Source organism: Frigoribacterium sp. PhB24 (assembly GCF_003755185.1).
GTDB lineage: Bacteria > Actinomycetota > Actinomycetes > Actinomycetales > Microbacteriaceae > Frigoribacterium.
Genome location: NZ_RKIC01000009.1, coordinates 808,330 through 832,491, shown reverse-complemented (window position 1 = coordinate 832,491; position 24,162 = coordinate 808,330). Strand labels below are relative to the sequence as shown.

At 69.8% G+C, this 24,162-nt stretch carries 26 protein-coding genes; 20 read left to right on the top strand and 6 right to left on the bottom strand.

Features of this window, described 5'->3' with window-relative positions:
• Positions 1–36 precede the first annotated feature (36 nt).
• A complete protein-coding gene (locus EDF50_RS04420; RefSeq protein ID WP_123518290.1) occupies positions 37–1,053 on the bottom strand; it encodes a TerC family protein in 1,017 nt (338 codons plus the stop codon).
• A 197-nt stretch (positions 1,054–1,250) separates the two neighbouring features.
• On the opposite strand from EDF50_RS04420, the gene ftsY reads away from it, so the two are divergent.
• Positions 1,251–2,132, top strand: coding sequence for a signal recognition particle-docking protein FtsY (ftsY, locus tag EDF50_RS04415; protein WP_370453960.1), 882 nt, complete (start codon positions 1,251–1,253; stop codon positions 2,130–2,132).
• Positions 2,133–2,201: 69 nt separating this feature from the next.
• Here ftsY and lipA read toward each other — a convergent pair whose 3' ends face one another.
• Positions 2,202–3,188, bottom strand: a complete 987-nt coding sequence (gene lipA / locus EDF50_RS04410) for a lipoyl synthase (protein ID WP_123518289.1) — start codon at positions 3,186–3,188, stop codon at positions 2,202–2,204.
• The gene (lipB, locus tag EDF50_RS04405) at positions 3,185–3,868 is read right to left on the bottom strand and encodes a lipoyl(octanoyl) transferase LipB (RefSeq protein ID WP_123518288.1); all 684 of its coding nucleotides are present in this window, start codon (positions 3,866–3,868) and stop codon (positions 3,185–3,187) included. The genes lipA and lipB overlap by 4 nt, the downstream gene beginning before the upstream one ends.
• Positions 3,869–3,972: 104 nt before the next feature.
• On the opposite strand from lipB, the gene ffh reads away from it, so the two are divergent.
• Positions 3,973–5,544 (top strand): signal recognition particle protein, encoded by a 1,572-nt coding sequence (gene ffh, locus EDF50_RS04400; RefSeq protein ID WP_123518287.1) that lies wholly within the window; start codon positions 3,973–3,975, stop codon positions 5,542–5,544.
• 90 nt (positions 5,545–5,634) lie between these two features.
• On the opposite strand, the gene EDF50_RS04395 is transcribed toward ffh, so the two are convergent.
• Positions 5,635–6,780: a glutamate--cysteine ligase gene (locus tag EDF50_RS04395; protein ID WP_123518286.1), complete on the bottom strand. Its 1,146-nt coding sequence runs from the start codon at positions 6,778–6,780 to the stop codon at positions 5,635–5,637.
• Positions 6,781–7,083: 303 nt separating this feature from the next.
• On the opposite strand from EDF50_RS04395, the gene rpsP reads away from it, so the two are divergent.
• Genes rpsP through trmD form a run of 4 tightly spaced genes read left to right on the top strand, consistent with a single transcriptional unit; the run spans position 7,084 to position 9,097 of the window.
• Complete coding sequence (rpsP, locus tag EDF50_RS04390) at positions 7,084–7,500, top strand: 30S ribosomal protein S16 (protein WP_123518285.1); 417 nt, start codon at positions 7,084–7,086, stop codon at positions 7,498–7,500.
• 3 nt (positions 7,501–7,503) lie between these two features.
• Positions 7,504–7,740: an RNA-binding protein gene (locus EDF50_RS04385; protein ID WP_123518284.1), complete on the top strand. Its 237-nt coding sequence runs from the start codon at positions 7,504–7,506 to the stop codon at positions 7,738–7,740.
• Between the two features lie 4 nt (positions 7,741–7,744).
• On the top strand, positions 7,745–8,401 hold the full coding sequence (gene rimM, locus EDF50_RS04380) for a ribosome maturation factor RimM (protein WP_233570304.1): 657 nt from the start codon (positions 7,745–7,747) through the stop codon (positions 8,399–8,401).
• A 3-nt stretch (positions 8,402–8,404) separates the two neighbouring features.
• A complete protein-coding gene (trmD, locus tag EDF50_RS04375) occupies positions 8,405–9,097 on the top strand; it encodes a tRNA (guanosine(37)-N1)-methyltransferase TrmD (protein WP_123518283.1) in 693 nt (230 codons plus the stop codon).
• A gap of 37 nt (positions 9,098–9,134) precedes the next feature.
• Here trmD and map read toward each other — a convergent pair whose 3' ends face one another.
• Positions 9,135–9,905, bottom strand: coding sequence for a type I methionyl aminopeptidase (map, locus tag EDF50_RS04370; RefSeq protein ID WP_123518282.1), 771 nt, complete (start codon positions 9,903–9,905; stop codon positions 9,135–9,137).
• Positions 9,906–9,943: 38 nt separating this feature from the next.
• Between map and EDF50_RS04365 the strand changes: the two genes are divergently transcribed.
• From EDF50_RS04365 to EDF50_RS04325, 9 genes are all read left to right on the top strand, one after another.
• A complete protein-coding gene (locus tag EDF50_RS04365; protein WP_123518281.1) occupies positions 9,944–10,513 on the top strand; it encodes a hypothetical protein in 570 nt (189 codons plus the stop codon).
• A 160-nt stretch (positions 10,514–10,673) separates the two neighbouring features.
• Entirely contained in the window at positions 10,674–11,021 is a 348-nt protein-coding gene (rplS, locus tag EDF50_RS04360) for a 50S ribosomal protein L19 (RefSeq protein WP_054145615.1), read from the top strand.
• A 67-nt stretch (positions 11,022–11,088) separates the two neighbouring features.
• Entirely contained in the window at positions 11,089–11,838 is a 750-nt protein-coding gene (gene lepB, locus EDF50_RS04355; RefSeq protein WP_123518280.1) for a signal peptidase I, read from the top strand.
• Positions 11,835–12,473 (top strand): ribonuclease HII, encoded by a 639-nt coding sequence (locus EDF50_RS04350; RefSeq protein ID WP_123518279.1) that lies wholly within the window; start codon positions 11,835–11,837, stop codon positions 12,471–12,473. Before lepB ends, EDF50_RS04350 begins: the two co-directional genes overlap by 4 nt.
• Before the next feature lie 72 nt (positions 12,474–12,545).
• Positions 12,546–12,869: a DUF2469 domain-containing protein gene (locus tag EDF50_RS04345; RefSeq protein ID WP_056046179.1), complete on the top strand. Its 324-nt coding sequence runs from the start codon at positions 12,546–12,548 to the stop codon at positions 12,867–12,869.
• A 147-nt stretch (positions 12,870–13,016) separates the two neighbouring features.
• Positions 13,017–13,382 carry a YraN family protein gene (locus EDF50_RS04340; protein ID WP_123518278.1) on the top strand — a complete coding sequence of 122 codons (366 nt, stop codon included), beginning with the start codon at positions 13,017–13,019 and terminating at the stop codon, positions 13,380–13,382.
• Positions 13,379–14,908 (top strand): YifB family Mg chelatase-like AAA ATPase, encoded by a 1,530-nt coding sequence (locus EDF50_RS04335; RefSeq protein ID WP_123518277.1) that lies wholly within the window; start codon positions 13,379–13,381, stop codon positions 14,906–14,908. The genes EDF50_RS04340 and EDF50_RS04335 overlap by 4 nt, the downstream gene beginning before the upstream one ends.
• A complete protein-coding gene (gene dprA / locus EDF50_RS04330; protein ID WP_233570303.1) occupies positions 14,905–16,167 on the top strand; it encodes a DNA-processing protein DprA in 1,263 nt (420 codons plus the stop codon). Before EDF50_RS04335 ends, dprA begins: the two co-directional genes overlap by 4 nt.
• A gap of 50 nt (positions 16,168–16,217) precedes the next feature.
• Positions 16,218–17,132 (top strand): tyrosine recombinase XerC, encoded by a 915-nt coding sequence (locus tag EDF50_RS04325; RefSeq protein WP_123518276.1) that lies wholly within the window; start codon positions 16,218–16,220, stop codon positions 17,130–17,132.
• Between the two features lie 64 nt (positions 17,133–17,196).
• On the opposite strand, the gene EDF50_RS04320 is transcribed toward EDF50_RS04325, so the two are convergent.
• Positions 17,197–17,742 (bottom strand): murein hydrolase activator EnvC, encoded by a 546-nt coding sequence (locus tag EDF50_RS04320; RefSeq protein WP_123518275.1) that lies wholly within the window; start codon positions 17,740–17,742, stop codon positions 17,197–17,199.
• Between the two features lie 133 nt (positions 17,743–17,875).
• Between EDF50_RS04320 and EDF50_RS04315 the strand changes: the two genes are divergently transcribed.
• The 5 genes from EDF50_RS04315 to pyrH all read left to right on the top strand — a co-directional run bounded on the left by EDF50_RS04315 (position 17,876) and on the right by pyrH (position 24,112).
• The gene (locus EDF50_RS04315; RefSeq protein WP_123518274.1) at positions 17,876–19,324 is read left to right on the top strand and encodes a sugar porter family MFS transporter; all 1,449 of its coding nucleotides are present in this window, start codon (positions 17,876–17,878) and stop codon (positions 19,322–19,324) included.
• A gap of 69 nt (positions 19,325–19,393) precedes the next feature.
• On the top strand, positions 19,394–21,109 hold the full coding sequence (locus EDF50_RS04310) for a BCCT family transporter (protein ID WP_123518273.1): 1,716 nt from the start codon (positions 19,394–19,396) through the stop codon (positions 21,107–21,109).
• Between the two features lie 321 nt (positions 21,110–21,430).
• A complete protein-coding gene (gene rpsB / locus EDF50_RS04305) occupies positions 21,431–22,369 on the top strand; it encodes a 30S ribosomal protein S2 (RefSeq protein ID WP_123518272.1) in 939 nt (312 codons plus the stop codon).
• Between the two features lie 44 nt (positions 22,370–22,413).
• Positions 22,414–23,241 carry a translation elongation factor Ts gene (gene tsf / locus EDF50_RS04300; RefSeq protein ID WP_123518271.1) on the top strand — a complete coding sequence of 276 codons (828 nt, stop codon included), beginning with the start codon at positions 22,414–22,416 and terminating at the stop codon, positions 23,239–23,241.
• Positions 23,242–23,392: 151 nt separating this feature from the next.
• Positions 23,393–24,112, top strand: a complete 720-nt coding sequence (gene pyrH / locus EDF50_RS04295) for a UMP kinase (protein ID WP_123518270.1) — start codon at positions 23,393–23,395, stop codon at positions 24,110–24,112.
• Positions 24,113–24,162 lie beyond the last annotated feature (50 nt).

Sequence of the window (24,162 nt, the reverse complement as noted above, 5' to 3'; positions counted from 1 at the left end):
ACGGGCGGCCCCGGGTGGAGGCCGCCCGTCGGGTGGTCAGTGGTCGCCGTCGGTGCTCGTCGTGACGCTCGCCTTCGAGCGGGCGTCCCGGCGGGTCTTGGCGAGGCTGGCGACCGTCGCGACGGCGATGGTCAGCACGATGAAGCCCAGTGAGAACCAGATCGGGATCTCGGGGATCCAGGTGATCGGCTCGCCGCCGTTGATGAACGGCACCTCGTTGACGTGCAGGGCGTGGAAGAGCAGCTTGACGCCGATGAAGGCGAGGATCACCGCGAGGCCCTGGGCCAGGTAGACCAGCCGCTCGAGCAGGCCCGAGATCAGGAAGTACAGCTGGCGCAGGCCGAGCAACGAGAAGGCGTTCGCCGTGAAGACGATGTAGGCCTCCTGCGTGAGGCCGAAGATCGCGGGGATCGAGTCGAGGGCGAACAGGACGTCGGTCAGGCCGATGGCGACCATCACGAGGAAGAGCGGGGTGAAGAGGCGCTTGCCGTCGACCTTGGTGGTCAGCTTCTGGCCGTCGTAGTCCTTCGAGGTCGGGATGACGCGGCGCAGGGCGCGGATCAGCTTGCTGTCCGCCTCGTCCTTCTCGTCGTCGCCGTGACCGCCCTTGACCTGGCTGTAGGCGAGCCAGAAGAGCAGGATGCCGAAGAGGTAGAAGACCCAGGAGAAGTTCTCGATGATGACGACGCCGGCCGCGATGAACAGACCGCGCGACAGCAGGGCGATCGCGATGCCGACGAGCAGCACCTTCTGCTGGTAGATGCGGGGGACCGCGAAGCTCGTCATGATGATCAGGAAGACGAACAGGTTGTCGACCGAGAGGGCCTTCTCGGTGATGTACCCGGCGAAGTACTCGCCACCGAAGGTCCAGTTCGAGAAGACGCCGACGCCGACGCCGAACAAGATGGCGATGCCGATGTAGACGCCCGACCAGATGGCCGACTCGCGGATGGTCGGCTCGTGCGGCGTCCGCACGTGACTGAAGAAGTCGAAGAACAACAGGCCGATGATGCCGGCGATGGTGATCGCCCAGGTCAAGAAGTGGACGTCCATGTGTGTACCTCCAGTACGCAGCGGGTACCGAAGGTCTCCTCCACTCGCGTCGCGCCCTGATCAGGACGGTCGCGAACCGGTGCACCGGGTCGAGATCGGTCTCTTCCGTATTGACGACGCCACCGCGCGGGAGTACTCCCCTTCAACCCGGTGAGCTTACAGCCTCTGCACGTCCGCGGTCTCGCCCGGGGCCGAATATGCTGGCCCGCATGGCTTCTCCCTGGTCCCTCTCCGGTGCCCTCCGTGGCATGTTCGCCAAGAAGACGATCGACGAGACCACGTGGGACGACCTCGAGGCCGCCCTGATCGGCGCCGACTTCGGCCCCGACGTCACCGAGCAGATCATCGACGACCTGCAGGCGAAGGTGCAGCGCTACTCGACCACCGACCCCGCCGACCTCAAGCGCATGCTCCGTGAGACCCTCGAAGAGCGGCTCTCGACGCTCGACTCGACCCTCAAGCTCAGCGCCCGCCCGGCCGTGGTGCTGATGGTCGGCGTCAACGGCGTCGGCAAGACGACGACGATCGGCAAGTTCGCCAAGTTCCTCCGCAACTACGACCGATCGGTCGTCGTCGGAGCGGCCGACACGTTCCGCGCGGCGGCCGTCGAGCAGGTGGCGACCTGGGCGGACCGCGCCGGGGCGCGCATCGTCCGCCCGCAGCAGCAGGGGCAGGACCCGGCGTCGGTGGCGTTCCAGACGGTCGAGCTCGCCATGCGCGAGGGCATCGAGATCGTCCTGATCGACACGGCCGGACGCCTGCAGACGAAGTCGGGTCTGATGGACGAGCTCGGCAAGATCAAGCGCGTCGTCGAGAAGCAGACCGAGATCGCCGAGGTGCTGCTGGTGCTCGACGCGACCACCGGCCAGAACGGCCTGGCGCAGGCCCAGGCCTTCATCGAGCACGCCGGGGTCACCGGGCTCGTGCTGACGAAGCTCGACGGTTCGGCCCGTGGTGGCTTCGTGCTCGCGGTGCAGGAGCAGACCGGCATCCCGATCAAGCTCGTGGGTCAGGGCGAGGGCATCGGCGACCTGACGGGCTTCACCCCCCACGTGTTCGTCCAGAACCTCATCGCGTAGTCGCCCCGGCGCGGACGCAGGAGGCGCGGGTCGGCCGACCCGCGCCTCCTGCGTCCGCCTCGACGACCGTCACACCGCCTGGCGCCCGGCCCCGGCCTCGAGCAGGTGTCGCAGCGCCTCGGGCACGACCCCGCCGCGCGCCTCGGTCGCCCGGGCCCAGAGTCGGCCCGCCCGGTACGACGACCGGACGAGCGGCCCGGCGAGCACACCGCTGAAGCCCATGTCCTCGGCGATCTCGCGGAAGTCGACGAACTCGTCGGGATGCACCCACCGGGCCACCGGCAGGTGCCGGGGGCTGGGGCGCAGGTACTGGGTCAGCGTGATGATGTCGGTGTGCGCCTCCCGCAGGCGTTCGAGGGCGTCGATCACCTCGTCGCGCTCCTCGCCCATGCCGAGGATGAGATTCGACTTCGTCACGAGGCCGGCGTCGTGGCCCTGCGTGATGACGTCGAGCGACCGCTCGAAGGTGAACGCGGGTCGGATGCGCTTGAAGATGCGCGGAACCGTCTCGACGTTGTGGGCGAAGACCTCGGGCCGGGCGTCGAAGACCTGCCCGAGCAGTTCGGGGCGACCGGTGAAGTCGGGCACCAGGATCTCGACGCCCGTGCCCGGGTTCAGCTCGTGGATGCGACGGATGGTCTCGGCGTACAGCCATGCGCCTCCGTCGTCGAGGTCGTCGCGCGCGACGCCCGTGACGGTCGCGTAGCGCAGCCCCATCTCGCGCACCGACTCGGCGACCGAGAGCGGCTCGCGGCGGTCGACCGGGCTCGGCTTGCCCGTGTCGATCTGGCAGAAGTCGCATCGACGCGTGCACTGCGAGCCGCCGATCAGGAACGTCGCCTCGCGGTCCTCCCAGCACTCGAAGATGTTGGGGCAGCCGGCCTCCTGGCAGACGGTGTGCAGTTTCTTGTCGACCACGAGCTCGGTCAGGGCCCGATACTCGGGGCCCTGCCTGGCGGTGGTCCTGATCCAGGTCGGCTTCTTCTCGATCGGGGTCTCGGCGTTGCGGGCCTCGACGCGCAGCAGGCGTCGGCCCTCGGGGGCGGTCGTCGTCATCGGTGGGCTCCCACGGGGTCGGGTCGGGTCGGCGCGCGGCCGGCGGTCTCGAGGTCGGTCAGATAGGTGGTCAGGGCGGTCTCGAGGGCGTCGGCGACGTCGGTGACGGCCACGCGCCTCCCGGAGGCGCGGGTCAGGCTGGTCACGCCGGCGTCGGTGATGCCGCAGGGCACGATCTGCGCGAAGGGAGTCAGGTCCGCGTCGCAGTTCAGGGCGACGCCGTGCATCGTGACCCCCTCGGCCACCCGCACGCCGACCGCCGCGACCTTCTCGTCGACGACCGGCCCGCGCACCCAGGCGCCGCTGCGCCCCGCGACGCGGACGGCCGGAACGCCCACGCCCCCGCAGACCTCGATCAGGCACGCCTCGAGCGCCCGCACGTGCGCGACGACGTCGAGCGGTTCGGGCAGGCGCACGATCGGGTACGCCACGAGCTGACCGGGGCCGTGCCAGGTGATGCGCCCGCCGCGGTCGACCGGGACGACGGGGGAGCCGTCACGCGGCAGGTCGGCCTGCCGGGTGCGCGTGCCGGCCGTGTAGACGGACGGGTGCTGGCAGAGGACGAGGGCCGAGTCGAGCCGGCCGGCCACGACGTCGGCATGGAGTTCTCGCTGCAGGCGCCGGCCCTCGTCGTAGTCGAGCGGGGCGCCCGTGACGCCCAGGCGTCGCGTCGTGGTCATGCCCCGAGGGTAGTCACATTGATGCACTCGGTACAACAAAGGTGAGACGAGGAGGCGCGGCCACGCAGCGCAGGAGCCCGACCGTCGGTTAAGATGGGCGCACCATGGCCACTTTTGGAACCCTCTCCGACCGCCTCGCGGAAACGTTCAAGAACCTCCGCAACAAGGGCAAGCTGAGCCCCGCCGACGTCGACGGCACCGTGCGCGAGATCCGCCGCGCCCTGCTCGACGCCGACGTCGCGTTCGACGTCGTCAAGGCGTTCACGAACACGGTGCGCGACCGCGCCCTCGGCGACGAGGTCAGCAAGGCCCTCAACCCGGCACAGCAGGTCGTCCAGATCGTCAACGAAGAACTCGTGCAGATCCTCGGTGGCCAACAGCGTCGGCTCGAGTTCGCCAAGAACCCGCCGACCGTGATCATGCTCGCGGGCCTGCAGGGTGCCGGCAAGACGACCCTCGCCGGCAAGCTGGCCAAGTGGCTCGCGAAGGACGGCCACACGCCCATGCTCGTCGCGGCCGACCTCCAGCGCCCGAACGCCGTCACGCAGCTGCAGGTCGTGGGCGAGCAGGCCGGCGCGCACGTCTTCGCCCCCGAGCCCGGCAACGGCGTCGGCGACCCGGTCAAGGTGGCCAAGCAGGCCATCAAGTACGCCCGCGACAAGCAGTACGACACGGTCATCGTCGACACGGCCGGTCGTCTCGGCGTCGACGCCGAGCTCATGAAGCAGGCCGCGAACATCCGCAAGGCCGTCGACCCCGACGAGGTGCTCTTCGTCATCGACGCGATGATCGGCCAGGACGCGGTCGCCACCGCCAAGGCCTTCCAGGACGGAGTGGACTTCACCGGCGTCGTCCTGTCCAAGCTCGACGGCGACGCCCGCGGTGGTGCCGCGCTCAGCGTCGCGTCGGTCACGGGGCGGCCCATCATGTTCGCGTCGACGGGCGAGTCGCTCGACGACTTCGAGCCGTTCCACCCCGACCGCATGGCGAGCCGCATCCTCGACCTCGGCGACATCCTCTCGCTCATCGAACAGGCTCAGCAGGCCTTCGACGAAGACGAGGCGATGGCGGTCGCGCAGAAGATCGCGACCGACTCGTTCACGCTCGACGACTTCCTCACGCAGATGCAACAACTGCGCAAGATGGGCTCGATCAAGGGCATGCTCGGCATGCTGCCGGGCGCCAAGGGCATGCGTGAGCAGCTCGACAACTTCGACGAACGCGAGATCGTCCGCACCGAGGCGATCATCCAGTCGATGACCCGGCAAGAGCGCGCGATGCCGAAGCTGCTCAACGGCTCGCGTCGCCTCCGCATCGCGCGGGGCTCGGGCATGACCGTCACCGACGTCAACCAGCTCGTCCAGCGCTTCGAGCAGGCCTCGAAGATGATGAAGACCGTCGCCAAGGGCGGGGTCCCTCAGGTTCCCGGCATGGGGCCGATCCCGGGTGCCTCGTACGCCGGCAAGAAGGCCCAGCCCAAGAAGAAGGGCTCGAAGGCCGGCAACCCGGCCAAGCGTGCCGCGCAGAACGCGGCCCTCGCCACCGGCACCAAGCCGGCGTCGTCGGCCCCCGGCGGTTCGGGCTTCGGGCTCGGCGGTGGCGGGGCCACGGCCGGTGGTGGGGCACCCTCGCCCGAAGAGCTCGCGTCGCTGCAGAAGATGCTCGGACGTGGTTGACGCGACCCGCGCCTCCTGACGTCCGACGCCCGTCCCGCTCTCCGCGGGGCGGGCGTCGTCGCGTCCCGGCCCCGAACGGGGACGAGGGCCTCACTCGGCCGCCGAGAGCCCCTCGTCGAACTCGCGCACGAGCGACGCGACGACGGGCCGCAGGTCGCCCCCGTGGGCGGCGGCCACGGCGAGCTGACGCTGGTAGCTCGCTCCCCGGTCGGTGATCGTGGCGAGCGAGTGCAGTTCGTCGAGGCAACCGAGCCGCTCGGCGGCCGGCTCGAGGATGGTGACGAGCTCGCGCAGGTCGTCCGTCACGAGCCGTTCGTCGCCGGCCGCGTTCTGGATCACGATGGCGTCCATGCCGTAGCGGGCCGCTCGCCACTTGTTCTCGCGCACGAACCACGGCTGCATGCGCGGCAGGGTCTCGCCGCGGTCGAGGCGCTCCGACATGTCGTCGACCAGGCACTGCACCAGGGCCGTCACGGCGGCGAGTTCGTCGGTCGTCGCGATGCCGTCGAAGACGCGGGTCTCGAGGGTGCCCCACTTCGGTGAGGGGCGGAGGTCCCAGCGCAGTTCGCTGTGGTCGTCGATGACCCCGGTGTGGGTCATGTCGGCGACCATGGCCTCGTACTCGGACCACGAATCGAACTGGGGTGGCAGGCCCGCCGTCGGCAACTGCTGGAACATCAGGGCGCGGTTCGAGGCGTACCCGGTCTCTTCGCCGACCCAGAACGGGCTCGACGCGGTCAGGGCCTGGAAGTGCGGCAGGTAGGTCAGCATGCCGTTCGAGATCGGCAGGACCTTGTCCTTGTCGTCGATGCCGACGTGCACATGGACGCCCCAGATCATCATCTGGCGACCCCACCAGCGCGTGCGGTCGATCAACGTGGCGTAGCGCTCCTTGTCGGGCGTCACCTCTTGGTCGGCGTAGCGGCTGTAGGGGTGCGTCCCGGCGCACATCAGGTCGGCGCCGAGCACCGAAGCCGGTCCGCGGACCTGGTCGATCGTGCCCTTCAGGTCGTCGACGGCGTCCGCCACCCGACGGTGGACCCCGGTGACGACCTCGACCGTGTTGGTCAGCAGCTCGTTGGTCAGCCGCTCGGGACCGCCGCCGTTGACGTGGGCGAGGTCGGTGAGGATCGCCGGCGCGTGCGGTGCCAGTTCCCCCGACTCGTGGTCCACGAGGGCGAGCTCCCACTCGACGCCGAGGGTCGACCGCTCTGAGGTCGTGAAATCGATGCGCATCCGCGTGGCCTTCCCGTGGGCGTCAGGGCTGGTCCATCCTGCCAGCCGGGCGACCGAGGGGGCCGTCGACCGGGCGGTCGGTCGCCGCCCGGGGCGTCACGTGACACCGAGGAGGCGCGGTGCCGGACACGAGGACACGCAATTCGTGCAGATGGCCTTTCGTCTGCAACAATGGGAGGTCGAGTCTTCTGTCGTCCGACCCTCTAATCAGACGACCTTCGACTCCCATCAGAGCTTTCGAGCCGAGTGTGCCCCCACGCTCACGGCTAGCAACTCGCCCACATCACATCACACAGGAGAATTGTGGCTGTCAAGATCCGTCTCAAGCGCATGGGCAAGATCCGCGCCCCCTACTACCGCATCGTCGTCGCCGACTCGCGCACCAAGCGCGACGGTCGCGTCATCGAAGAGATCGGCAAGTACCACCCGACCGAGGAGCCCTCGTTCATCGAGGTCGAGTCCGAGCGTGCGCAGTACTGGCTCAGCGTCGGCGCCCAGCCGACCGAGCAGGTCGCCGCGCTGCTGAAGCTCACGGGCGACTGGGGCAAGTTCAAGGGCGACGCCGACGCCGTCAGCACCGTCAAGACCAAGGCCCCGAAAGAGGCCTTCGTCGCGGACGAGAAGAAGAAGCCGGTCCTCGTGCCCAAGACCGAGAAGCCCGCGGCCAAGGCCGAGGCTCCCGCCGAGTCCAGCGACGACGCCGAGACCACCGAGGCGTAGTCGGTGCTCGCACCTGCACTCGAACACCTCGTCCGGGGGATCGTCGATCACCCGGACGAGGTGCAGGTCGTGGAGAAGAACTCCCCGCGGGGCGACGTCCTCGAGGTGCACGTCCACGCGGACGACCTCGGTCGCGTGATCGGGCGTGCCGGTCGCACCGCCAAGGCTCTTCGCGTCCTGGTCACGGCCCTGGCCGACGGCAAGCGCGTCCGGGTCGACGTCGTCGACGGCGATCTCTAGAACCGTGCCGTCCGACCGCAAGACCGAACTCCGGGTGGGCCGTCTGACCAAGGCCCACGGCCTCAAGGGTGCCCTCAAGCTCGAACTCTTCACCGACACTCCTGAGCAGCGCTTCGTGCCGGGTGCCGTGTTCCGCCTCCAGGTCCCCGCCGACAGTGCATGGCACGACCAGACCCTGACCCTCACCGAGTTGCGCTGGTACAACAGCCACCCGGTGGGTTTCTTCGAGGGGGTCGACGACCGTACGGCCGCCGAGTCGCTCGTCAAGGCGATCCTCTGGGTCGATCAAGACGCCGACGAACTGCCGCACGAAGACGACGCCTGGTACGACCACCAGCTGGTCGGCCTGCGTGTCGAGCGTGACGGCGTCGTGGTCGGCACGGTGGCCCGGGTCGACCACATGCCGGCCCAAGATCTGCTCGCGGTCGACACCGCCACGGGTGAGGTGCTCGTCCCGTTCGTCTCTGCTCTCGTGCCGAAGGTCGACGTCCAGGCCGGCGTCGTCGTCGTGACCCCACCGCAGGGGCTCTTCGAAGAGCTGGCCGACGACTCCGACGACGAACCCGTCGCCGACCAGGAGTCCGTCTCAGGCGACGAACCCGTCTCAGGCGACGACGAGACGGCTGCCGACGCCGCGCCCGCACCCGACGACGAGCGCTGACTCGTGCGTATCGACATCGTGTCGATCTTCCCCGAGTTCTTCGGGGTGCTCGACATCTCGCTTCTCGGCAAGGCCCGTCAGCAGAAGCTGCTCGACGTCGAGGTGCACGATCTTCGTGACTTCACGCACGACCGGCACCGCACCGTCGACGACACGCCCTATGGCGGCGGTGCCGGCATGGTCATGCGTCCTGAGCCCTGGGGCGAGGCGCTCGACCACGTCTTCGGCGAGATGTCGACGCCCGACGACACGATCATGATCGTGCCGTCGCCGGCGGGGACGCCCTTCACGCAGGCCACGGCGCGTGAGCTCGCCTTCGCGCCGCACCTGGTCTTCACCTGCGGCCGCTACGAGGGCATCGACCAGCGCGTCGTCGAGCACGCCGCCACCCGGGCTACCGTGCGCGAGATCAGTCTCGGCGACTACGTCCTGAACGGCGGCGAGGTGGCGGTCACGGCGATGATCGAGGCCATCGGCCGACTCGTCCCCGGTGTCGTCGGAAATCCCGAGAGCCTCACCGAAGAGAGCCACGAAGACGGCCTGCTCGAGTACCCCAGCTACACCAAGCCGGCGTCCTGGCGGGGCCTCGACGTGCCTCCTGTGCTGCTGAGCGGCAACCACGCGGCCATCGCGGCGTGGCGTCGCGAGCAGCAGCTCGAACGCACCCGCCGGGTGCGGCCCGACCTGCTCGACTGACGGGTCCTCCACGGCCGTGGGCCACGGCCCCTCCGGGTCAGCCGCGTGCGGTGAGCACGAGCGGTCCGTCGTCGGTGACGGCGACGGTGTGTTCGACGTGAGCGGCCCGTGAGCCGTCGACGCTTCGCAACGTCCAGCCGTCGGCGTCGGTGACGATCTGATCGGTGCCGCGCATGAGCCACGGTTCGATCGCGACGACGAGTCCGGGGCGGACCGGCCAGCCCCGGCCCGCTCGACCGTCGTTGGGCACGTGCGGGTCGCCGTGCATCGTCCGTCCGACTCCGTGACCACCGAACTGCAGGTTGACCCCGTAGCCCGCGGCCCTGGCGACCCGCCCGATCGCGGCGGAGACGTCTCCGAGCTTGGCACCCGGCCGCAACGCCTCGATCCCGGCGTCGAGCGCTCGCTCGCACGTGTCGATGAGGTGGAGGTCGTCGGGCGAGGCGTCCTCGCCGACGACGAACGACACCGCCGAGTCGGCGACCCAACCGTCGACCGACGCCGCGAAGTCGAGGCTGAGCAGGTCTCCGTCACGCAGGCGGTAGCGGTGGGGGAGGCCGTGCAGGGCAGCGTCGTTGACCGACGTGCAGATCACCTTGCCGAACGGACTCGCGCCGAACGACGGGTGGTAGTCGACGTAGCAGCTCTCCGCACCGGCTTCGCGGATCATGCGGTGCGCGAGCGCGTCGAGGTCGAGCAGATCGACCCCCGGTCGCGCGGCCGCCCGCGTCGCCTCGAGCACGCGGGCGACGAAGGCTCCGGCGGGCCGCATGCGCTGGATCTCGTCGGGAGTGCGCAGTTCGATCATGCAGCCATTCTTCACGATCGTTTCGTAGCCTCGACCGCATGACGATGCGCCGAGTCTTCTACCGCCTCCTCTGGGTGGCCGTGTTCGTGCTCCCGCTCTGGGTGCTGCTCGGTCGGGCCTTCTTCGGTGTGCCCCTGGGGCTGCAGTTCGTGGGCCAGCTACTGCTCGTGCCCCTCCTCTTCGTGGGGCAGGCCGTCGCCACCGGCGTGGTCGTGGGCCGCCGTAGCGTCCGGCAGGCGAAGGCGGTGTCGTGGGCCGACGTCGGCCTGCTCACCCTCTCGTGGTCGGGCCAGCTCGGTCTCGGGTTCTTCATCGTCGACAGCTCGGCCGAGTCCGCCTCGGCGTCGGCCTTCACGCGGGTCGCCGGCGGGGTGTCGTCCCTCGACCTCTCGACCGCGCTGTTCGCACTCTGCGCCGTCGTGACGATCGCCGCTGGCGTCGGCCTCTTCGCCTCCGCCCTCTGGCAGTTCGCGAAGGAGGCGCGGGCCCGCATGGCCACGTCGCTGGCCGATCTCGAGAGGGTCGCGTCGGGCTCCGGGGACGCCTCAGGGCGTCGGCCCGGCTACGGTGACGACGGTCCGGTCGTCACCATCACGCCGAGAGGCTGACACAGGTGCCCGCGCTGTGGCACACTTGACGCTTGTGCCTGCGCACGACTCTGCCACAGGGGAGTCTGCCGATCCAGAGCACACCTTCTTCATCATGACGGGCGCATGACGCGCCCCAGACACGCAGTCGACCTGTGGCGGTTGCAGAGAGCGAACGACAATGCACATCCTCGACGCGGTTGACTCCGCCAACCTCCGGACGGACGTCCCCGACTTCCGCGCCGGCGACACCGTCAAGGTGCACGTGAACATCATCGAAGGCACGCGCTCGCGCGTCCAGGTCTTCCAGGGTGTCGTCATCGGCAAGCAGAACGAGGGCATCCGCGAGACCTTCACGGTCCGCAAGGTGAGCTTCCAGGTCGGCGTCGAGCGTACCTTCCCGGTGCACTCCCCGGTCATCGACCACATCGAGGTCGTCAGCCGTGGTGCCGTCCGTCGCGCCAAGCTCTACTACCTGCGCGAACTGCGCGGCAAGAAGGCCAAGATCAAGGAGAAGCGCGACAACTAGTCACGCCCTCCAGCGACATCCACCGAGCTCCCCGCCATCTAAGATGGCGGGGAGCTCGGGTGGTTAAATGACGAATGACACAGTGAGGCGCGCCCTGCGTCCTCGACGCGACGACGGCAAGAAGCGCGGCATCGGCACGTTCGTGCGCGACGTCCTCGTCATCTTCTTGGCGGCGCTCCTCATCTCGTTCCTGATCAAGACGTTCTTGATCCGGTCGTTCTACATCCCGTCGGGATCGATGGAACAAACGCTCCAGATCAACGACCGCATCATCGTCAACGAGCTCGTGCCCGACCTCGTCGACGTCAAGCGGGGCGACGTGGTCGTCTTCACCGACCCCGGCGGGTGGCTCGACGGCACGGCCCCGATCAGCACCACCACCGGCAACCCGGTGTCCGACGGCATCTCGTGGTTCCTCACGCAGGTCGGGCTCGGCGCCCAGGACAGCAACGACCACCTGATCAAGCGGGTCATCGGCCTGCCCGGCGACACGGTCGAGTGCTGCAACGACTTCGGCCAGATGTCGGTCAACGGCGTCCCGCTCGACGAGCCGTACGTGAACCTGCCCCCGGGCGAGACGCGCGTCTCGGCCGACGACTTCTCGGTCACGGTGCCCGCCGGCTCCCTGTGGGTCATGGGCGACAACCGGTACAACTCAAAAGACAGCCGCTACAACGGCGACACCCCGAGCAAGGGGTTCGTCCCGATGGGCGACGTCGTCGGGCGCGCCTTCGTCATCAGCTGGCCCACCGACCGCTGGACGTGGCTCGGCGACTACCCCGACGTCTTCCGCGGCACCGAGCGAGAAGGCGAATGAGTCCCGCCGTCGACCCGACCCTCGAGTTCGAACGCGAGTTGCACGCCGCCGGGGCGACCTGGGTGATCGGCTGCGACGAGGTCGGCCGGGGTGCCATCGCCGGCCCGGTCGCCGTCGGACTCGGTGCGGTCCACATCGAGTGTCTCGAGATCCCCACCGGCCTCCGCGACTCCAAGCTCCTGTCCGAGAAGCGCCGTGAGGCGCTGTACCCCCTGGCGACGTCCTGGGTGTCGCACCACGCGGTGGGCTTCGCCGAGGCGCACGAGGTCGACCGGCTCGGCATCGTCGCCGCTCTCGGGCTGGCCGGCAAGCGAGCCCTCACCGCGCTGCACCACGCCGGCGTGGGCATCCTGCAGTCGGTCGTCGTGCTCGACGGCAACCACGACTACCTCTCGCCTCAGCTCGCCACCCCGCCCCGCATCACGACGCGGGTCAAGGCCGACCGCGACTGCGCCTCGGTGGCGGCCGCGTCGGTCATCGCCAAGGTCGAGCGCGACCGGCTGATGATCAAGGCCGACGGCGTGCATCCCGGTTACGGCTGGGCGGGCAACAAGGGCTACGGCTCATCGGCGCACTACGGGGCCCTGTCCGAATTGGGGCCGTCGCCGCTGCACCGTCTCACCTGGTTGCACTGACCTCCGGGCCCACGTCGGCGTCAATTTCTCCTCGGCGTCCGCCACCCCGGGGGCCGCGTAAGCTCGACTCCGATGGACGAGGACGATTTCGAAGACTACGACCGCGAGGTCGAGCTCGCGCTCTACCGCGAGTACCGCGACGTGGTGTCGCAGTTCCGCTACGTGGTCGAGACCGAGCGGCGTTTCTACCTGGCCAACGAGGTCGACCTCGTCCGGCGTGACACCGAGCACGACTTCTACTTCGAACTGTCGATGACCGACGTCTGGGTCTGGGACGTCTACCGCTCCGACCGCTTCGTGAAGTCGGTCCGGGTGCTCACCTTCAAAGACGTGAACGTCGAAGAGCTCACCAGTCGCGACCTCGAGCTGCCGAAAGAACTCGCGCTCGACGAGTAGTCGCGATGGCGAGGTGCCGTGGCGTGACGCGGTCCGTCGCGTCACGGTTCCTCCCCAGCCGTCGCCGGAGCGGTGGCGTCCCCAGCCGATCACTCGCCCGCCCTCCGCGGGGATGGCCTCCGCCAGCCTGCTGGCAGGAGGTCAGACATGGCGAAGAAGGACGAATTGGGTCGGCGCGGCGAAGACGTCGCGGCCGAGTTCATCGAGGCGCAGGGCATGCGGGTCGTCGAGCGCAACTGGCGGTGCCGTGAAGGCGAGATCGACGTCGTCGCCCTGGACGGCGACGAACTCGTGGTCGTCGAGGTCAAGACCCGGTCGGGCATCGGCTACGGCCATGCCCTCGAGGCCGTGACACCGGCGAAGTTGGCGCGTCTGCGACGGCTGGCGGGGGCCTGGTGCCAGGCGCATCCCTCCCCGACGCCCCGGGGGTTGCGCATCGACGTCGTGGGCATCACGGTCGAGCGCTGCGCGGGCCACGAGCGCATCGACCACGTCCGCGGGGCCGGTGCATGAGCGTGGCGAGGACGAGGGCGGTCGCCCTGCTGGGTGTCGACGGCGCCCTCGTCGAGATCGAGGCGGACATGGGTGCCGGGTTGCCGGCGTTCGTGATCATCGGCCTGCCCGACACATCGCTGGGCGAGGCCCGCGACCGGGTACGTTCCGCGGCGACCAACTCCGGGTGCGCCTTGCCGCCGCGCAAGCTGACCGTCAACCTGTCACCGGCCTCGCTGCCCAAGCAGGGGTCGTCGTTCGACCTCGGCATCGCCATCGCGGCCCTGGCCGCCGCCGAGGTCGTCTCCGCCGAGTCCGTCGAGCGCGTGGTCCACCTGGGCGAGCTCGGCCTCGACGGTCGACTCCGGCCCGTGGACGGCGTCCTGCCCGCCGTGCTGGGTGCGCGCCGGGCCGGGGCCACCACGGTCATGGTGCCGACCGACAACGCCGACGAGGCGACCCTCGTCCCCGGCGTCCGCGTGGTGGCCGTGTCGAGCCTTCGCGAGGCCGCCATCTGGCACGGCGCGGGCCTCGAGCCCGAACCGGTCGAGGCCATCACGAGGTCGCGCTCCGAACCGGCGGTGCCGGCCGAACTCGATCTCGCGGACGTCATCGGCAACGTGGACGCCGTCGAGGCGCTCGTCGTCGCCGCGGCCGGCGGTCACCACCTGCTCATGGTGGGCCCTCCCGGCGCGGGCAAGAGCATGTTGGCCGCTCGACTCCCGGGGCTGTTTCCCGACCTCGACGCCGACGCGGCCCTCGAGGTGGCGTCGATCCGCTCGCTGGCCGGCGTGGCCGTGACCGGTGACCTCGACCGCAGGCCGCCGTTCGAGGCTCCTCATCACACGTGCAGCGCGGCGGCTCTGGTCGGTGGCGGCAGCGGAGTGATCCGGCCCGGTGCCGCGTCGAGGGCGACCCGAGGTGTGCTGTTCCTCGACGAGGCGCCCGAGTTCCAGCAGTCGGTGCTCGACTGCCTCCGCCAGCCCCTCGAATCGGGTGAGACCGTGGTCCACCGGTCGCGTTCCGTGGCCCGCTTCCCGGCGAGGTTCCAACTCGTGGCGGCGGCCAATCCGTGTCCCTGCGGACAGTACGGCTCCCGTGACTCCGACTGCAGTTGTTCCCCGCACCAGCGCCGTCGATACCTCGGCAAGCTCTCCGGGCCGCTCGTCGACCGCATCGACCTGCAGTTGCGGGTGGCCCGCATCAGCTCGTCGCAGTTCCGTGCCTCGGCCGACGTCGTCCCGACGACGACACGGCAGGCCCGCGACCGCGTCGACCGGGCGCGCGACCATGCGGCCCGTCGGCTCGACGGCACCCCCTGGCGATTGTCCGGCGAGGTCCCGGGCACCTGGCTGCGCGATCCGGCGAACCGCCTGGCCGTGGCGGACTCGCAGCCCGTCGACCGGGCTCTCGAGACCGGTGCCTTGACGATGCGCGGCTACGACCGCGTGCTGCGCGTCGCCTGGACCCTCGCCGACCTCGACGACGAACCCGCCCCCGTGCGCCGTCACGTCGTGCGGGCGCTGAGCATGCGGCAGTCGCTGTGAGCGACCTGCTCCGGGCGACCCCCGCCGAGCTGGTCGATCTCGTGCGTCCCGTCCTGCCGGGGGTCGACGATCTCAGCGAGGCGCAGACCCTGCGGGCGTTCGCCCTGGGCGCCTGGACGGGTGTGGTCGAGCCGGGTGACGCGGTGGGCGGGGTCGTCCGGGCGCTGCTGGGACCGACCGTCGGGCTCCGCGTCGTGCTCGAGGCGGCGGTCGGCCGGGACGAGCCCCGCCCGGGTCTCCTCGCCGGTGCGCTCGTCGACGCGGGCGCCACGAGGCACGACGTCGGCCGGCTCGACCTGCCGAAGGCTCTGCAGAGATGGCAGCCGCGTCTCGAGACCGCCGTGGTCCTCCGGTCGTTCCGCACGGCGTCGGCGGTGGGGTCGAGGCTTCTCGTGCCGGGCACACCGCAGTGGCCCGACGCGCTCGACGAGCTCGGCGACCACGCGCCCGTGGCCCTCTGGGCGCGAGGTCCGGCGTCCGTCCCGGTGCCGGCGTCGAGCGTCGCGATCGTGGGCTCTCGGGCCGCAACGGCCTACGGCGAACAGGTGTCGGCCGAGTTCGCCGGCGGCGTGGCCGATCGCGGCCTGGCCGTCGTCTCGGGTGCCGCGTACGGCATCGACGGGGCTGCCCATCGGGCCGCGCTGGCCGCGTCGGCGACGACGATGGCGGTGATGGCCGGGGGAGTCGACCACCTCTACCCGGCCGGACACGACGGCCTCCTGCGACGCATCATCGAGACGGGTCTGATGATCTCCGAGGCCCCCTGCGGTGGCAAGCCGTCACGGTGGAGGTTCCTGCAACGCAACAGGCTCATCGCGGCCCTGACCGCGGCGACCGTCGTCATCGAGGCCGGCGGGCGCTCGGGGTCCTTGAACACGGCCGCCCACGCGCAATCGCTCGGGCGACCCGTCGGTGCCGTGCCGGGCCCGGTCACCTCGCCGTCGTCGGCCGGCTGCCACGCCCTGATCCGATCCGGTCTGGCCGAGTGCGTGACGAGCGCCGACGAGGTGCTCGCACTCGCCGGTGTCCCGACCGACCTCGTGGCGGCGTCCTACCAGGGGCTTCGGCTCGACCCCGAGACGACGAGGGTGCTCGACGCGCTCAGCACGACGGCCACCCGCGAGACCGACGAACTGGCCGTCGCGAGCGGACTGTCGCTCGAGACGGTCCGCGACGTGCTCGCCGAGCTCGACCTCTCGGGTGCGGCCCGACGCCACGGGTCGGGGTGGCGACGGGTGAGGGGGCGTCGCGATGGCTAGCCTGGCGGCATGCACGAGCCGGGGTCGAGACGCGAGGGGCTGGTGCTGCCGTGACGCGCCTCCTGGGCGAGGTCGAACGCTTCGCGGACCACCTGCACGACGGCCGCGGCCTCAGCGACCACACGGTGCGGTCGTACGGGGCCGACCTCGACTCACTGGTGGCCTTCGCCGAGAACCGGCTCGGTCGACCGGGCGAGGTGGGCGACCTCGATCTCGACCTGCTGCGTGACTGGCTCTGGCAGGGGACGCAGGCCGGTCTGGCCCGGGCCACCCTGGCGAGACGGTCGGCGAGCGTCCGGGCGTTCACCCGGTGGCTCGACGAGACCGATCGCACCCCGGTCGACGTCGGTGCGCGGCTGCGCGCGCCGAAGCCCGAGAGCCGCCTGCCCCGCGTCCTCACGCGTGAGCAGGTCGACGGCCTGCTGGCCTCCCTCGCCGTGCGAGCCGACACGGGTGACCCCGGGGCGCGTCGGGACCTCGCCGTCGTCGAGCTGCTCTACGGGGCGGGCCTGCGAGTGTCCGAGCTCGTCGGAACCGACCTCGGCGACGTCGACCTCGGACGCCTGACCGTGCGGGTGACCGGCAAGGGGGCGAAGCAGCGCGTCGTGCCGTTCGGGGTTCCGGCGGCCGAGGCCCTGGGGCGGTACCTCGAACTCGCCCGCCCGACACTCGTCACCCCGATCACGGACGCTGCCTTCTTCGTGGGTTCGTCGGGTGGGCGGCTCGGCACGAGGGCGGTCTACCGGCTCGTCGCCGGACTGCTGGCCGACCTCCCGGGTGGGGGACCGGCGGGGCCGCACGCGCTGAGGCACACCGCGGCCACGCACCTGCTCGACGGGGGCGCCGACCTCCGGGCGGTCCAGGAGCTGCTCGGGCACGCGAGCCTCGGCACCACGCAGATCTACACGCACGTGTCGACGGAGCGTCTGCGCGACAGCTACCGCTCGGCCCATCCGCGCGCCTGACGACGCCGCTCGACCTCGGAGGCGCACGGGGGTCGGCCCGGCCCGCCCACGCCCGGCCCGGTGCTCACCGGGGCCGCGTCGGCAGCAGGACAGACGGCTCGATCCCGCCCAGGAACACCAGCGGAGAGACGTACTCGCCGTCGACACGAGCTCCCAGGTGCAGGCACGGTCGGTCGGCACAGTGCCCCGCGTCGAGCACGCCGACGGTCTGCCCGCGCGTGACGGCGTCGCCCGTCGAGACGTCGGCCACCACGGGCTCGAAGCTGCTCAGCACCCCTCCCGAGTGAGCGATCGACAGCACCGGCCGATCGACGACGACCCCGGCGAAGTGCACCACCCCGTCGTCCGGGGCGGTCACGACCGAGCCCTCGGTCGTCCCGATGTCGATGCCGCGGTGTCCCGGCGACCAGGGGTTCGGCGGCCCGACGAAGGGCCGGACCACCGGATGGGGCGAGGCGACGGGCCAGGCCCACACCGCGCCTTCGGCATCCGAGGCCCCAGGGGTCGCGCTCGCGGGGCCGGTCGGGAGCGACCCGGCGAGGACGGCGACCAGGACCGACGCGACGACCGCGGCGCTGCGGCGCGGCGACAGCGGAGGGAGGTGACTCATACCGGCACCTTGCCGGTTGCGCAAGCTTTCACGGCGAGGCGTAAGGTTCACCCGTGCATGAACACCCCGTGCACACCGTTTGTGGGGGAGTCGTGGCCACGAGCCCTGCTCCTCGAGCCGTGAAGGAGTACAGGTGTCGAACACCACTGCAACGACGAAGAGTTTGAACAGGCGGGTGACCGCGCTCGCCGTGGCGGCGGCCATCGGCGGATTCCTGTTCGGTTTCGACTCGTCCGTCATCAACGGCGCCGTCCAGTCGATCACCGACGAGTTCGGCCTCACCGAGTTCGCCTCGGGCTTCGCGGTCGCGTCGGCCTTGATCGGCTGTGCCATCGGTGCCTACGTCGCCGGTCGCCTCGCCGACAAGATGGGCCGCATCAAGGTCATGCTGATCGGTGCCGGACTGTTCCTGATCAGCTCGATCGGGGCCGCGGCGGCATTCGCCGTCTGGGACCTCGTCCTCTGGCGCGTCATCGGCGGCCTGGGAATCGGCATCGCGTCGGTCATCGCCCCCGCCTACATCAGCGAGGTCTCGCCCAAGGCCATCCGTGGTCGTCTGGCGTCGTTCCAGCAGCTCGCCATCACGCTCGGCATCTTCGCCGCCCTGCTGTCGGACCAGCTCTTCGCGGTCACGGCGGGCGGCGCCTCCGAGCCGTCGCTCTTCGGTCTCGCCGCCTGGCGCTGGATGTTCCTCGTCGGCATCGTCCCGTCGGTCGTCTACGGCATCCTGGCCTGGCGCCTGCCCGAGTCGCCGCGGTACCTCGCCGGTGACGGGCGCGAGGACGAGGCCAAGAAGGTGCTCCAGTCCATCGTGCCGGCCGAGACGGTCGAGACGAGCCTGAAAGAGATCACCGACTCGATCCGCACCGAGGCCGAGCTCGAGAAGAAGTCGTCCATCCGCGGCACCCGCTTCGGTCTGCAGCCCATCGTCTGGGTCGGGATCATCCTCGCCGTGCTGCAGCAGTTCGTCGGCATCAACGTGATCTTCTACTACTCCACCACCCTCTGGCAGGCCGTCGGCTTCCAAGAAGAGGACTCGTTCCTCATCTCGACGATCACCGCCGTGGTCAACGTGGCGGTGACCTTCATCGCCATCGGCCTGGTCGACAAGGTCGGTCGTCGGCCGATGCTGTTGACCGGCTCGATCGGCATGTTCGTGAGCCTCGCGGTGACCGCCCTGGCCTTCAGCCAGGCCACCACCTCGGCCAGCGGCGACCCGTCGCTGCCCGGTGCCTGGGGCCCGGTGGCCCTGGTCGCGGCCAATCTCTTCGTCGTGTCGTTCGGTGCGACGTGGGGCCCGCTCATGTGGGTGCTGCTCGGCGAGATGTTCCCGAACAGCATCCGTGCAACGGCCCTCGGCGTGGGCAGCATGGCCAACTGGATCGCCAACTTCATCGTGACGGTGTCGTTCCCGACCCTGGCGGCACTCAGCCTCACGCTGTCGTACGGCATCTTCGCGTTCTTCGCGCTCGTCTCGTTCTTCTTCGTCCTCGCGAAGATCCCCGAGACCAAGGGGCGCTCGCTCGAAGAGATGGGCACCTCGGCCGTCCAGGCCGACGCGGGGCGGGCTGCGAAGGCCTGACCCTGGCATGATCGATGAACGTCCCGTCCAGATCCTGGGCGGGACGTTCGCATTCTGAGAGGATTTCCGATGAGCCACGCCGACGACTCGACGCAGGTCGTGCCCGCCGACGAGACACCCGGCGACGCGACGAGCGCCGCCCGCGACCACAGCCAGGAGGCGCCGGTCACGACCCGCAAGAGGGCCTTCGCCCCGTGGGTCTTCTGGCCCGCAGCGGCCGTCATCCTGGGCTTCGTGGTTTTCGCCATGGCCTTCCCGACCGTGGCCGAGGGCCTGTTCGGCTCGGTCCAGAGCGGCATCGTGGGCGCGTTCGGCTGGTACTACGTGCTGCTCGCGGCCGTCTTCGTGGTCTTCGCCCTGTGGATGGGCGTCAGCCGCTACGGCGACATCAAGCTCGGCAAGGACGACGACGAGCCCGAGTTCTCGCGCCTGTCGTGGCTGTCCATGCTCTTCGCCGCGGGCATGGGCATCGGCCTGGTGTTCTACGGTGTCGCCGAACCGCTCAGCCACTACGCGAGCCCACGCCCCGGGGTGACCGGCGACGACAACCAGCTCGCCGGCCAGGCCCTGAGCCAGACGTACCTGCACTGGGGCGTCCACGCGTGGGCGATCTACATCGTGGTCGGGCTCGGGATGGCCTACGCGATCCACCGCCGTGGCCGCCCGGTGTCGATCCGGTACGCCCTCGAACCCCTGCTGGGTACGCGAATCCACGGCCTGTGGGGCAACGTCATCGACGTGGTCTCGGTCGTCGGCACGCTGTTCGGCGTCGCGACGTCGCTCGGTCTCGGCGTGCTGCAGATCTCGGCCGGGCTGTCGGCCGCCGGCATCGCCGAACCGACCCTGGTGATCCAGGTCATCCTCATCGCGGCCATCACGGGCGTCACGATCTTCTCCCTGGTCAGCGGCGTCACCAAGGGCATGAAGTGGCTCTCGAACATCAACATCGTGCTGGCCGCCCTCCTGCTCGTCTTCGTGCTGGTCAGCGGCCCGTCGCTGTTCCTGCTCCGTGACTTCGTCCAGTCGCTCGGCAACTACCTGCAGAACGTCGTGGGCCTGACCTTCACGGTCAGCGCCTTCTCGGGGGCCGAGGGCGAGGCCTGGCAGGGTGCCTGGACGACCTTCTACTGGGGGTGGTGGATGTCGTGGGCGCCTTTCGTCGGCATCTTCATCGCGCGCATCTCGAAGGGCCGGACCGTCCGCGAGTTCGTCGTCGGCGTGCTGGTGGTGCCCACCCTGCTGACCTTCCTCTGGTTCAGCGTCATGGGCGGCGCCGCGCTCTACCGCGAGGTCTTCGGGGGCGGTGGCCTGGTGGGCGCCGACGGCTCGGTCGACACCGAGGGCGCGTTGTTCGAGATGCTCCAGGGGCTGCCCGGCGGATCGATCGCCGTCTTCGGCGCCATCCTGCTGATCGGACTGTTCTTCATCACGTCCTCCGACTCGGGCTCGCTGGTCCTGGGCATGATCTCGACCGGCGGCGACACCGAGCCGAAGACCTGGGTTCGCATCTTCTGGGCCGTGGTCACGGCCCTCGTCGCCATCGCCCTGCTGGTCACCGGCGGGCTCGACGCCCTCAAGACGGCCGCGATCATCACGGCCCTGCCGTTCAGCGTCGTCATGATCGGCATCTGCGTCGCGACCTTCCGCGCCTTCGACGCCGAGCACCGACGGTTCCTGCGCGCCCAGCGCATGCAGCTGCGTGACGACTTCGGCGACCACTACGGACTCGAGGAGGCGCGGGCCCCCAAGCGCGGTCTCCTCGGCCTCGGTCGGCGCCGCTCGTAGTCGACGTGCGGGTGCGCGGTGGTCGCCGTCCTCGTGCGGTGACCACCGCCTCCTGGTGCCCGTCGGTGGTGCTAACATGAGCGATGCAGTCTGCTCGGCAGGCTGACTTCGCGTGCCCTGTGCGTCCTCGGACGCACCGACGCCGAGGCGACCCGCTCGCCTCGCGCCGTATCCGGCCTCCATGTCCACTCGGTCCGAACGCGCCTCACGGTGTGCTCGGCGGACGTGTGCCCGGGCGCCAGGCAGTGGCGACCGACCGGTCGCCCGACAACCGACAAGCAGGCGCACCCGCGGGTGCGCCCAGAACCAAGGAGAACGACCATGGCCGTCGTCACCATCCGCCAGCTGCTCGACAGCGGCGTCCACTTCGGACACCAGACCCGTCGCTGGAACCCGAAGGTGAAGCGCTTCATCCTCGCCGAGCGCTCGGGCATCCACATCATCGACCTGCAGCAGTCGCTGGGCTACATCGACAAGGCCTACGACTTCGTCAAAGAGACGGTCGCCCACGGCGGCACCATCCTCTTCGTCGGCACCAAGAAGCAGGCGCAGGGTTCCATCGCCGAGCAGGCCAACCGCGTCGGTCAGCCCTTCGTCAACCAGCGCTGGCTCGGTGGCCTCCTGACCAACTTCCAGACGGTCTCGAAGCGCCTCGCCCGCATGAAAGAGCTCGAGGACATCGACTTCGACGACACGACGCAGGGCTTCACCAAGAAAGAACTGCTGATCAAGAAGCGCGAGCTCGACAAGCTGCACAAGACGCTCGGCGGAATCCGCAACCTCACCAAGACGCCGTCCGCTCTCTGGGTCGTCGACACCAAGAAAGAGCACCTCGCGATCGACGAGGCCAAGAAGCTGGGCATCCCGGTCATCGGCATCCTCGACACCAACTGCGACCCCGACGAGATCAACTTCCCGATCCCGGGCAACGACGACGCCATCCGTTCCGTCGGCCTGCTGACGCGCATCGTCGCCGACGCCGCCGCCGAGGGCCTGGTGCAGCGTCACCAGAAGCCCGAGGACGCCGACCAGCCCGTCGAGCCCATGGCCGAATGGGAGGCCGAGCTGCTGGCACAGGGCGAGGCCAAGGCGGCCGACGCCGCGACCGAGGCGCCTGCTGCCGAGGCTCCCGTCGCCGAGGCACCTGTCGAGGAGAACGACGCCGACGCGCAGGTGGCCGCGAAGCCCCTGGGCGAGCCGGTCGTCGAGCCCGTCGCCGAGGCCACTGCGGCCGAGCCGGCCGACGCCGACTCGAAGTAGTCCTCTTCCTCACCCTTCCGACTCCACGAAAGGAAGTCAGACACATGGCCAACTACACCATCGCTGACGTCAAGATCCTCCGTGACCGCCTCGGCGCGGGCATGGTCGACAGCAAGAACGCCCTCGAAGAAGCCGACGGCGACATCGAGAAGGCCGTCGAGATCCTGCGCGTCAAGGGACTGAAGGGCGTCGCCAAGCGCGAGGGCCGTCAGACCACCGCCGGTCTCGTCGCCGCGAAGCCCGGCTCGGGCTACGCCACGCTGATCGAGCTCGCCAGCGAGACCGATTTCGTCGCGAAGAACGAGAAGTTCGTCGCCCTGGCCGACCAGGTCCTCGAGGCCGTGCACGCGGCCGCCGCCTCCAGCGCCGCCGAGGGCAACTCCTCCGCGATCGGTGGTCAGACCGTCGAGGCCTTCGTCAACGACGAGGCCGCGCTCATGGGCGAGAAGGTCGAACTGCGCACCGTCAGCCGCATCGAGGGCGAGCAGTTCGCCATCTACCTGCACAAGACCTCGAAGGACCTGCCCCCGCAGGTCGGTGTGGTCGTGGGCTACACCGGTGACGACGCCGAGACCGCTCGGTCGATCGCTCAGCACATCGCGTTCGCCGCGCCGACGTACCTGTCGCGCGACGACGTGCCGAGCGAGCAGGTCGACAAGGAGCGCGCGATCGTCGAAGAGACCGCGAAGAACGAGGGCAAGCCCGAAGCGGCCCTGCCCAAGATCATCGAAGGTCGCCTCACCGGGTTCTTCAAAGAGATCGCCCTGCTCGACCAGGCCTACGCGAAGGACAACAAGTTGTCGGTCGCGAAGGTCGTCGACGAGGCCGGACTCTCGATCACGGGCTTCGCCCGCATCAAGGTCGGCGCCTAGGCAGCACCGTGACGGGGTCCGAGACGAACGCGTCTCGGGCCCCGTTCCCATGCCCGGCCGTGGGGACGACGCCGGGCGCACCATCGGCGACGGGCGGCGACCAGCCCGAACTCGCTAACCTGGCTACGGCCACGACGAGACGGAGACTCGCATGACATCGCAAACCACCGGACGCCGGCGCGTCCTGTTGAAGCTCTCGGGCGAGGCTTTCGGCGGCGGTCAGCTCGGCGTCAACCCCGACGTGGTCGGCGCCATCGCCCGAGAGATCGCCGACGCGGCGACCGACGTCGAGATCGCGATCGTGGTCGGCGGCGGCAACTTCTTCCGCGGGGCCGAGTTGAGCCAGCGCGGCATGGACCGCGGTCGCGCCGACTACATGGGCATGCTGGGCACCGTCATGAACGCCCTCGCCCTCCAGGACTTCCTCGAGCAGGCCGGTGCCGCGACCCGTGTCCAGTCGGCCATCGCCATGACCCAGGTCGCCGAGCCCTACATCCCGCGTCGTGCCGAGCGACACCTCGAGAAGGGCCGCGTCGTCATCTTCGGAGCCGGCGCCGGGCTGCCGTACTTCTCGACCGACACCGTCTCTGCCCAGCGGGCGCTCGAGATCGGTGCCACCGAGGTCCTCGTCGCCAAGAACGGCGTCGACGGCGTCTACTCGGCCGACCCGCGCCACGACCCGACGGCGGTCAAGCTCGACCGACTCACCTACCAAGAGGCGCTGATGCAGGGGCTCAAGGTCGTCGACTCGACCGCGTTCAGCCTCTGCATGGACAACGGCATGCCCATGCACGTGTTCGGCATGGAAGGCGAGGGCAACATCGCCCGGGCCATCCGCGGCGAACGCATCGGAACCATCGTCAGCAACTAGACGACTAAACTCGACCGCGAACCGAACAAGGAGCACCAGTGGCGATCAAC

Bases quoted from the DNA above. Each gene is read 5' to 3' on its own strand.
- lipB (WP_123518288.1), bottom strand. From the start codon at position 3,868: ATGACCACGACGCGACGCCTGGGCGTCACGGGCGCCCCGCTCGACTAC.
- tsf (WP_123518271.1), top strand. From the start codon at position 22,414: ATGGCCAACTACACCATCGCTGACGTCAAGATCCTCCGTGACCGCCTC.
- EDF50_RS04420 (WP_123518290.1), bottom strand. From the start codon at position 1,053: ATGGACGTCCACTTCTTGACCTGGGCGATCACCATCGCCGGCATCATC.
- rplS (WP_054145615.1), top strand. From the start codon at position 10,674: ATGCACATCCTCGACGCGGTTGACTCCGCCAACCTCCGGACGGACGTC.
- lipA (WP_123518289.1), bottom strand. From the start codon at position 3,188: ATGACGACGACCGCCCCCGAGGGCCGACGCCTGCTGCGCGTCGAGGCC.
- map (WP_123518282.1), bottom strand. From the start codon at position 9,905: ATGATCGAACTGCGCACTCCCGACGAGATCCAGCGCATGCGGCCCGCC.
- EDF50_RS04365 (WP_123518281.1), top strand. From the start codon at position 9,944: ATGACGATGCGCCGAGTCTTCTACCGCCTCCTCTGGGTGGCCGTGTTC.
- rpsB (WP_123518272.1), top strand. From the start codon at position 21,431: ATGGCCGTCGTCACCATCCGCCAGCTGCTCGACAGCGGCGTCCACTTC.
- ftsY (WP_370453960.1), top strand. From the start codon at position 1,251: ATGCTGGCCCGCATGGCTTCTCCCTGGTCCCTCTCCGGTGCCCTCCGT.
- ffh (WP_123518287.1), top strand. From the start codon at position 3,973: ATGGCCACTTTTGGAACCCTCTCCGACCGCCTCGCGGAAACGTTCAAG.
- EDF50_RS04335 (WP_123518277.1), top strand. From the start codon at position 13,379: ATGAGCGTGGCGAGGACGAGGGCGGTCGCCCTGCTGGGTGTCGACGGC.
- EDF50_RS04340 (WP_123518278.1), top strand. From the start codon at position 13,017: ATGGCGAAGAAGGACGAATTGGGTCGGCGCGGCGAAGACGTCGCGGCC.
- EDF50_RS04345 (WP_056046179.1), top strand. From the start codon at position 12,546: ATGGACGAGGACGATTTCGAAGACTACGACCGCGAGGTCGAGCTCGCG.
- EDF50_RS04310 (WP_123518273.1), top strand. From the start codon at position 19,394: ATGAGCCACGCCGACGACTCGACGCAGGTCGTGCCCGCCGACGAGACA.
- EDF50_RS04395 (WP_123518286.1), bottom strand. From the start codon at position 6,780: ATGCGCATCGATTTCACGACCTCAGAGCGGTCGACCCTCGGCGTCGAG.
- EDF50_RS04320 (WP_123518275.1), bottom strand. From the start codon at position 17,742: ATGAGTCACCTCCCTCCGCTGTCGCCGCGCCGCAGCGCCGCGGTCGTC.
- EDF50_RS04350 (WP_123518279.1), top strand. From the start codon at position 11,835: ATGAGTCCCGCCGTCGACCCGACCCTCGAGTTCGAACGCGAGTTGCAC.
- lepB (WP_123518280.1), top strand. From the start codon at position 11,089: ATGACGAATGACACAGTGAGGCGCGCCCTGCGTCCTCGACGCGACGAC.
- pyrH (WP_123518270.1), top strand. From the start codon at position 23,393: ATGACATCGCAAACCACCGGACGCCGGCGCGTCCTGTTGAAGCTCTCG.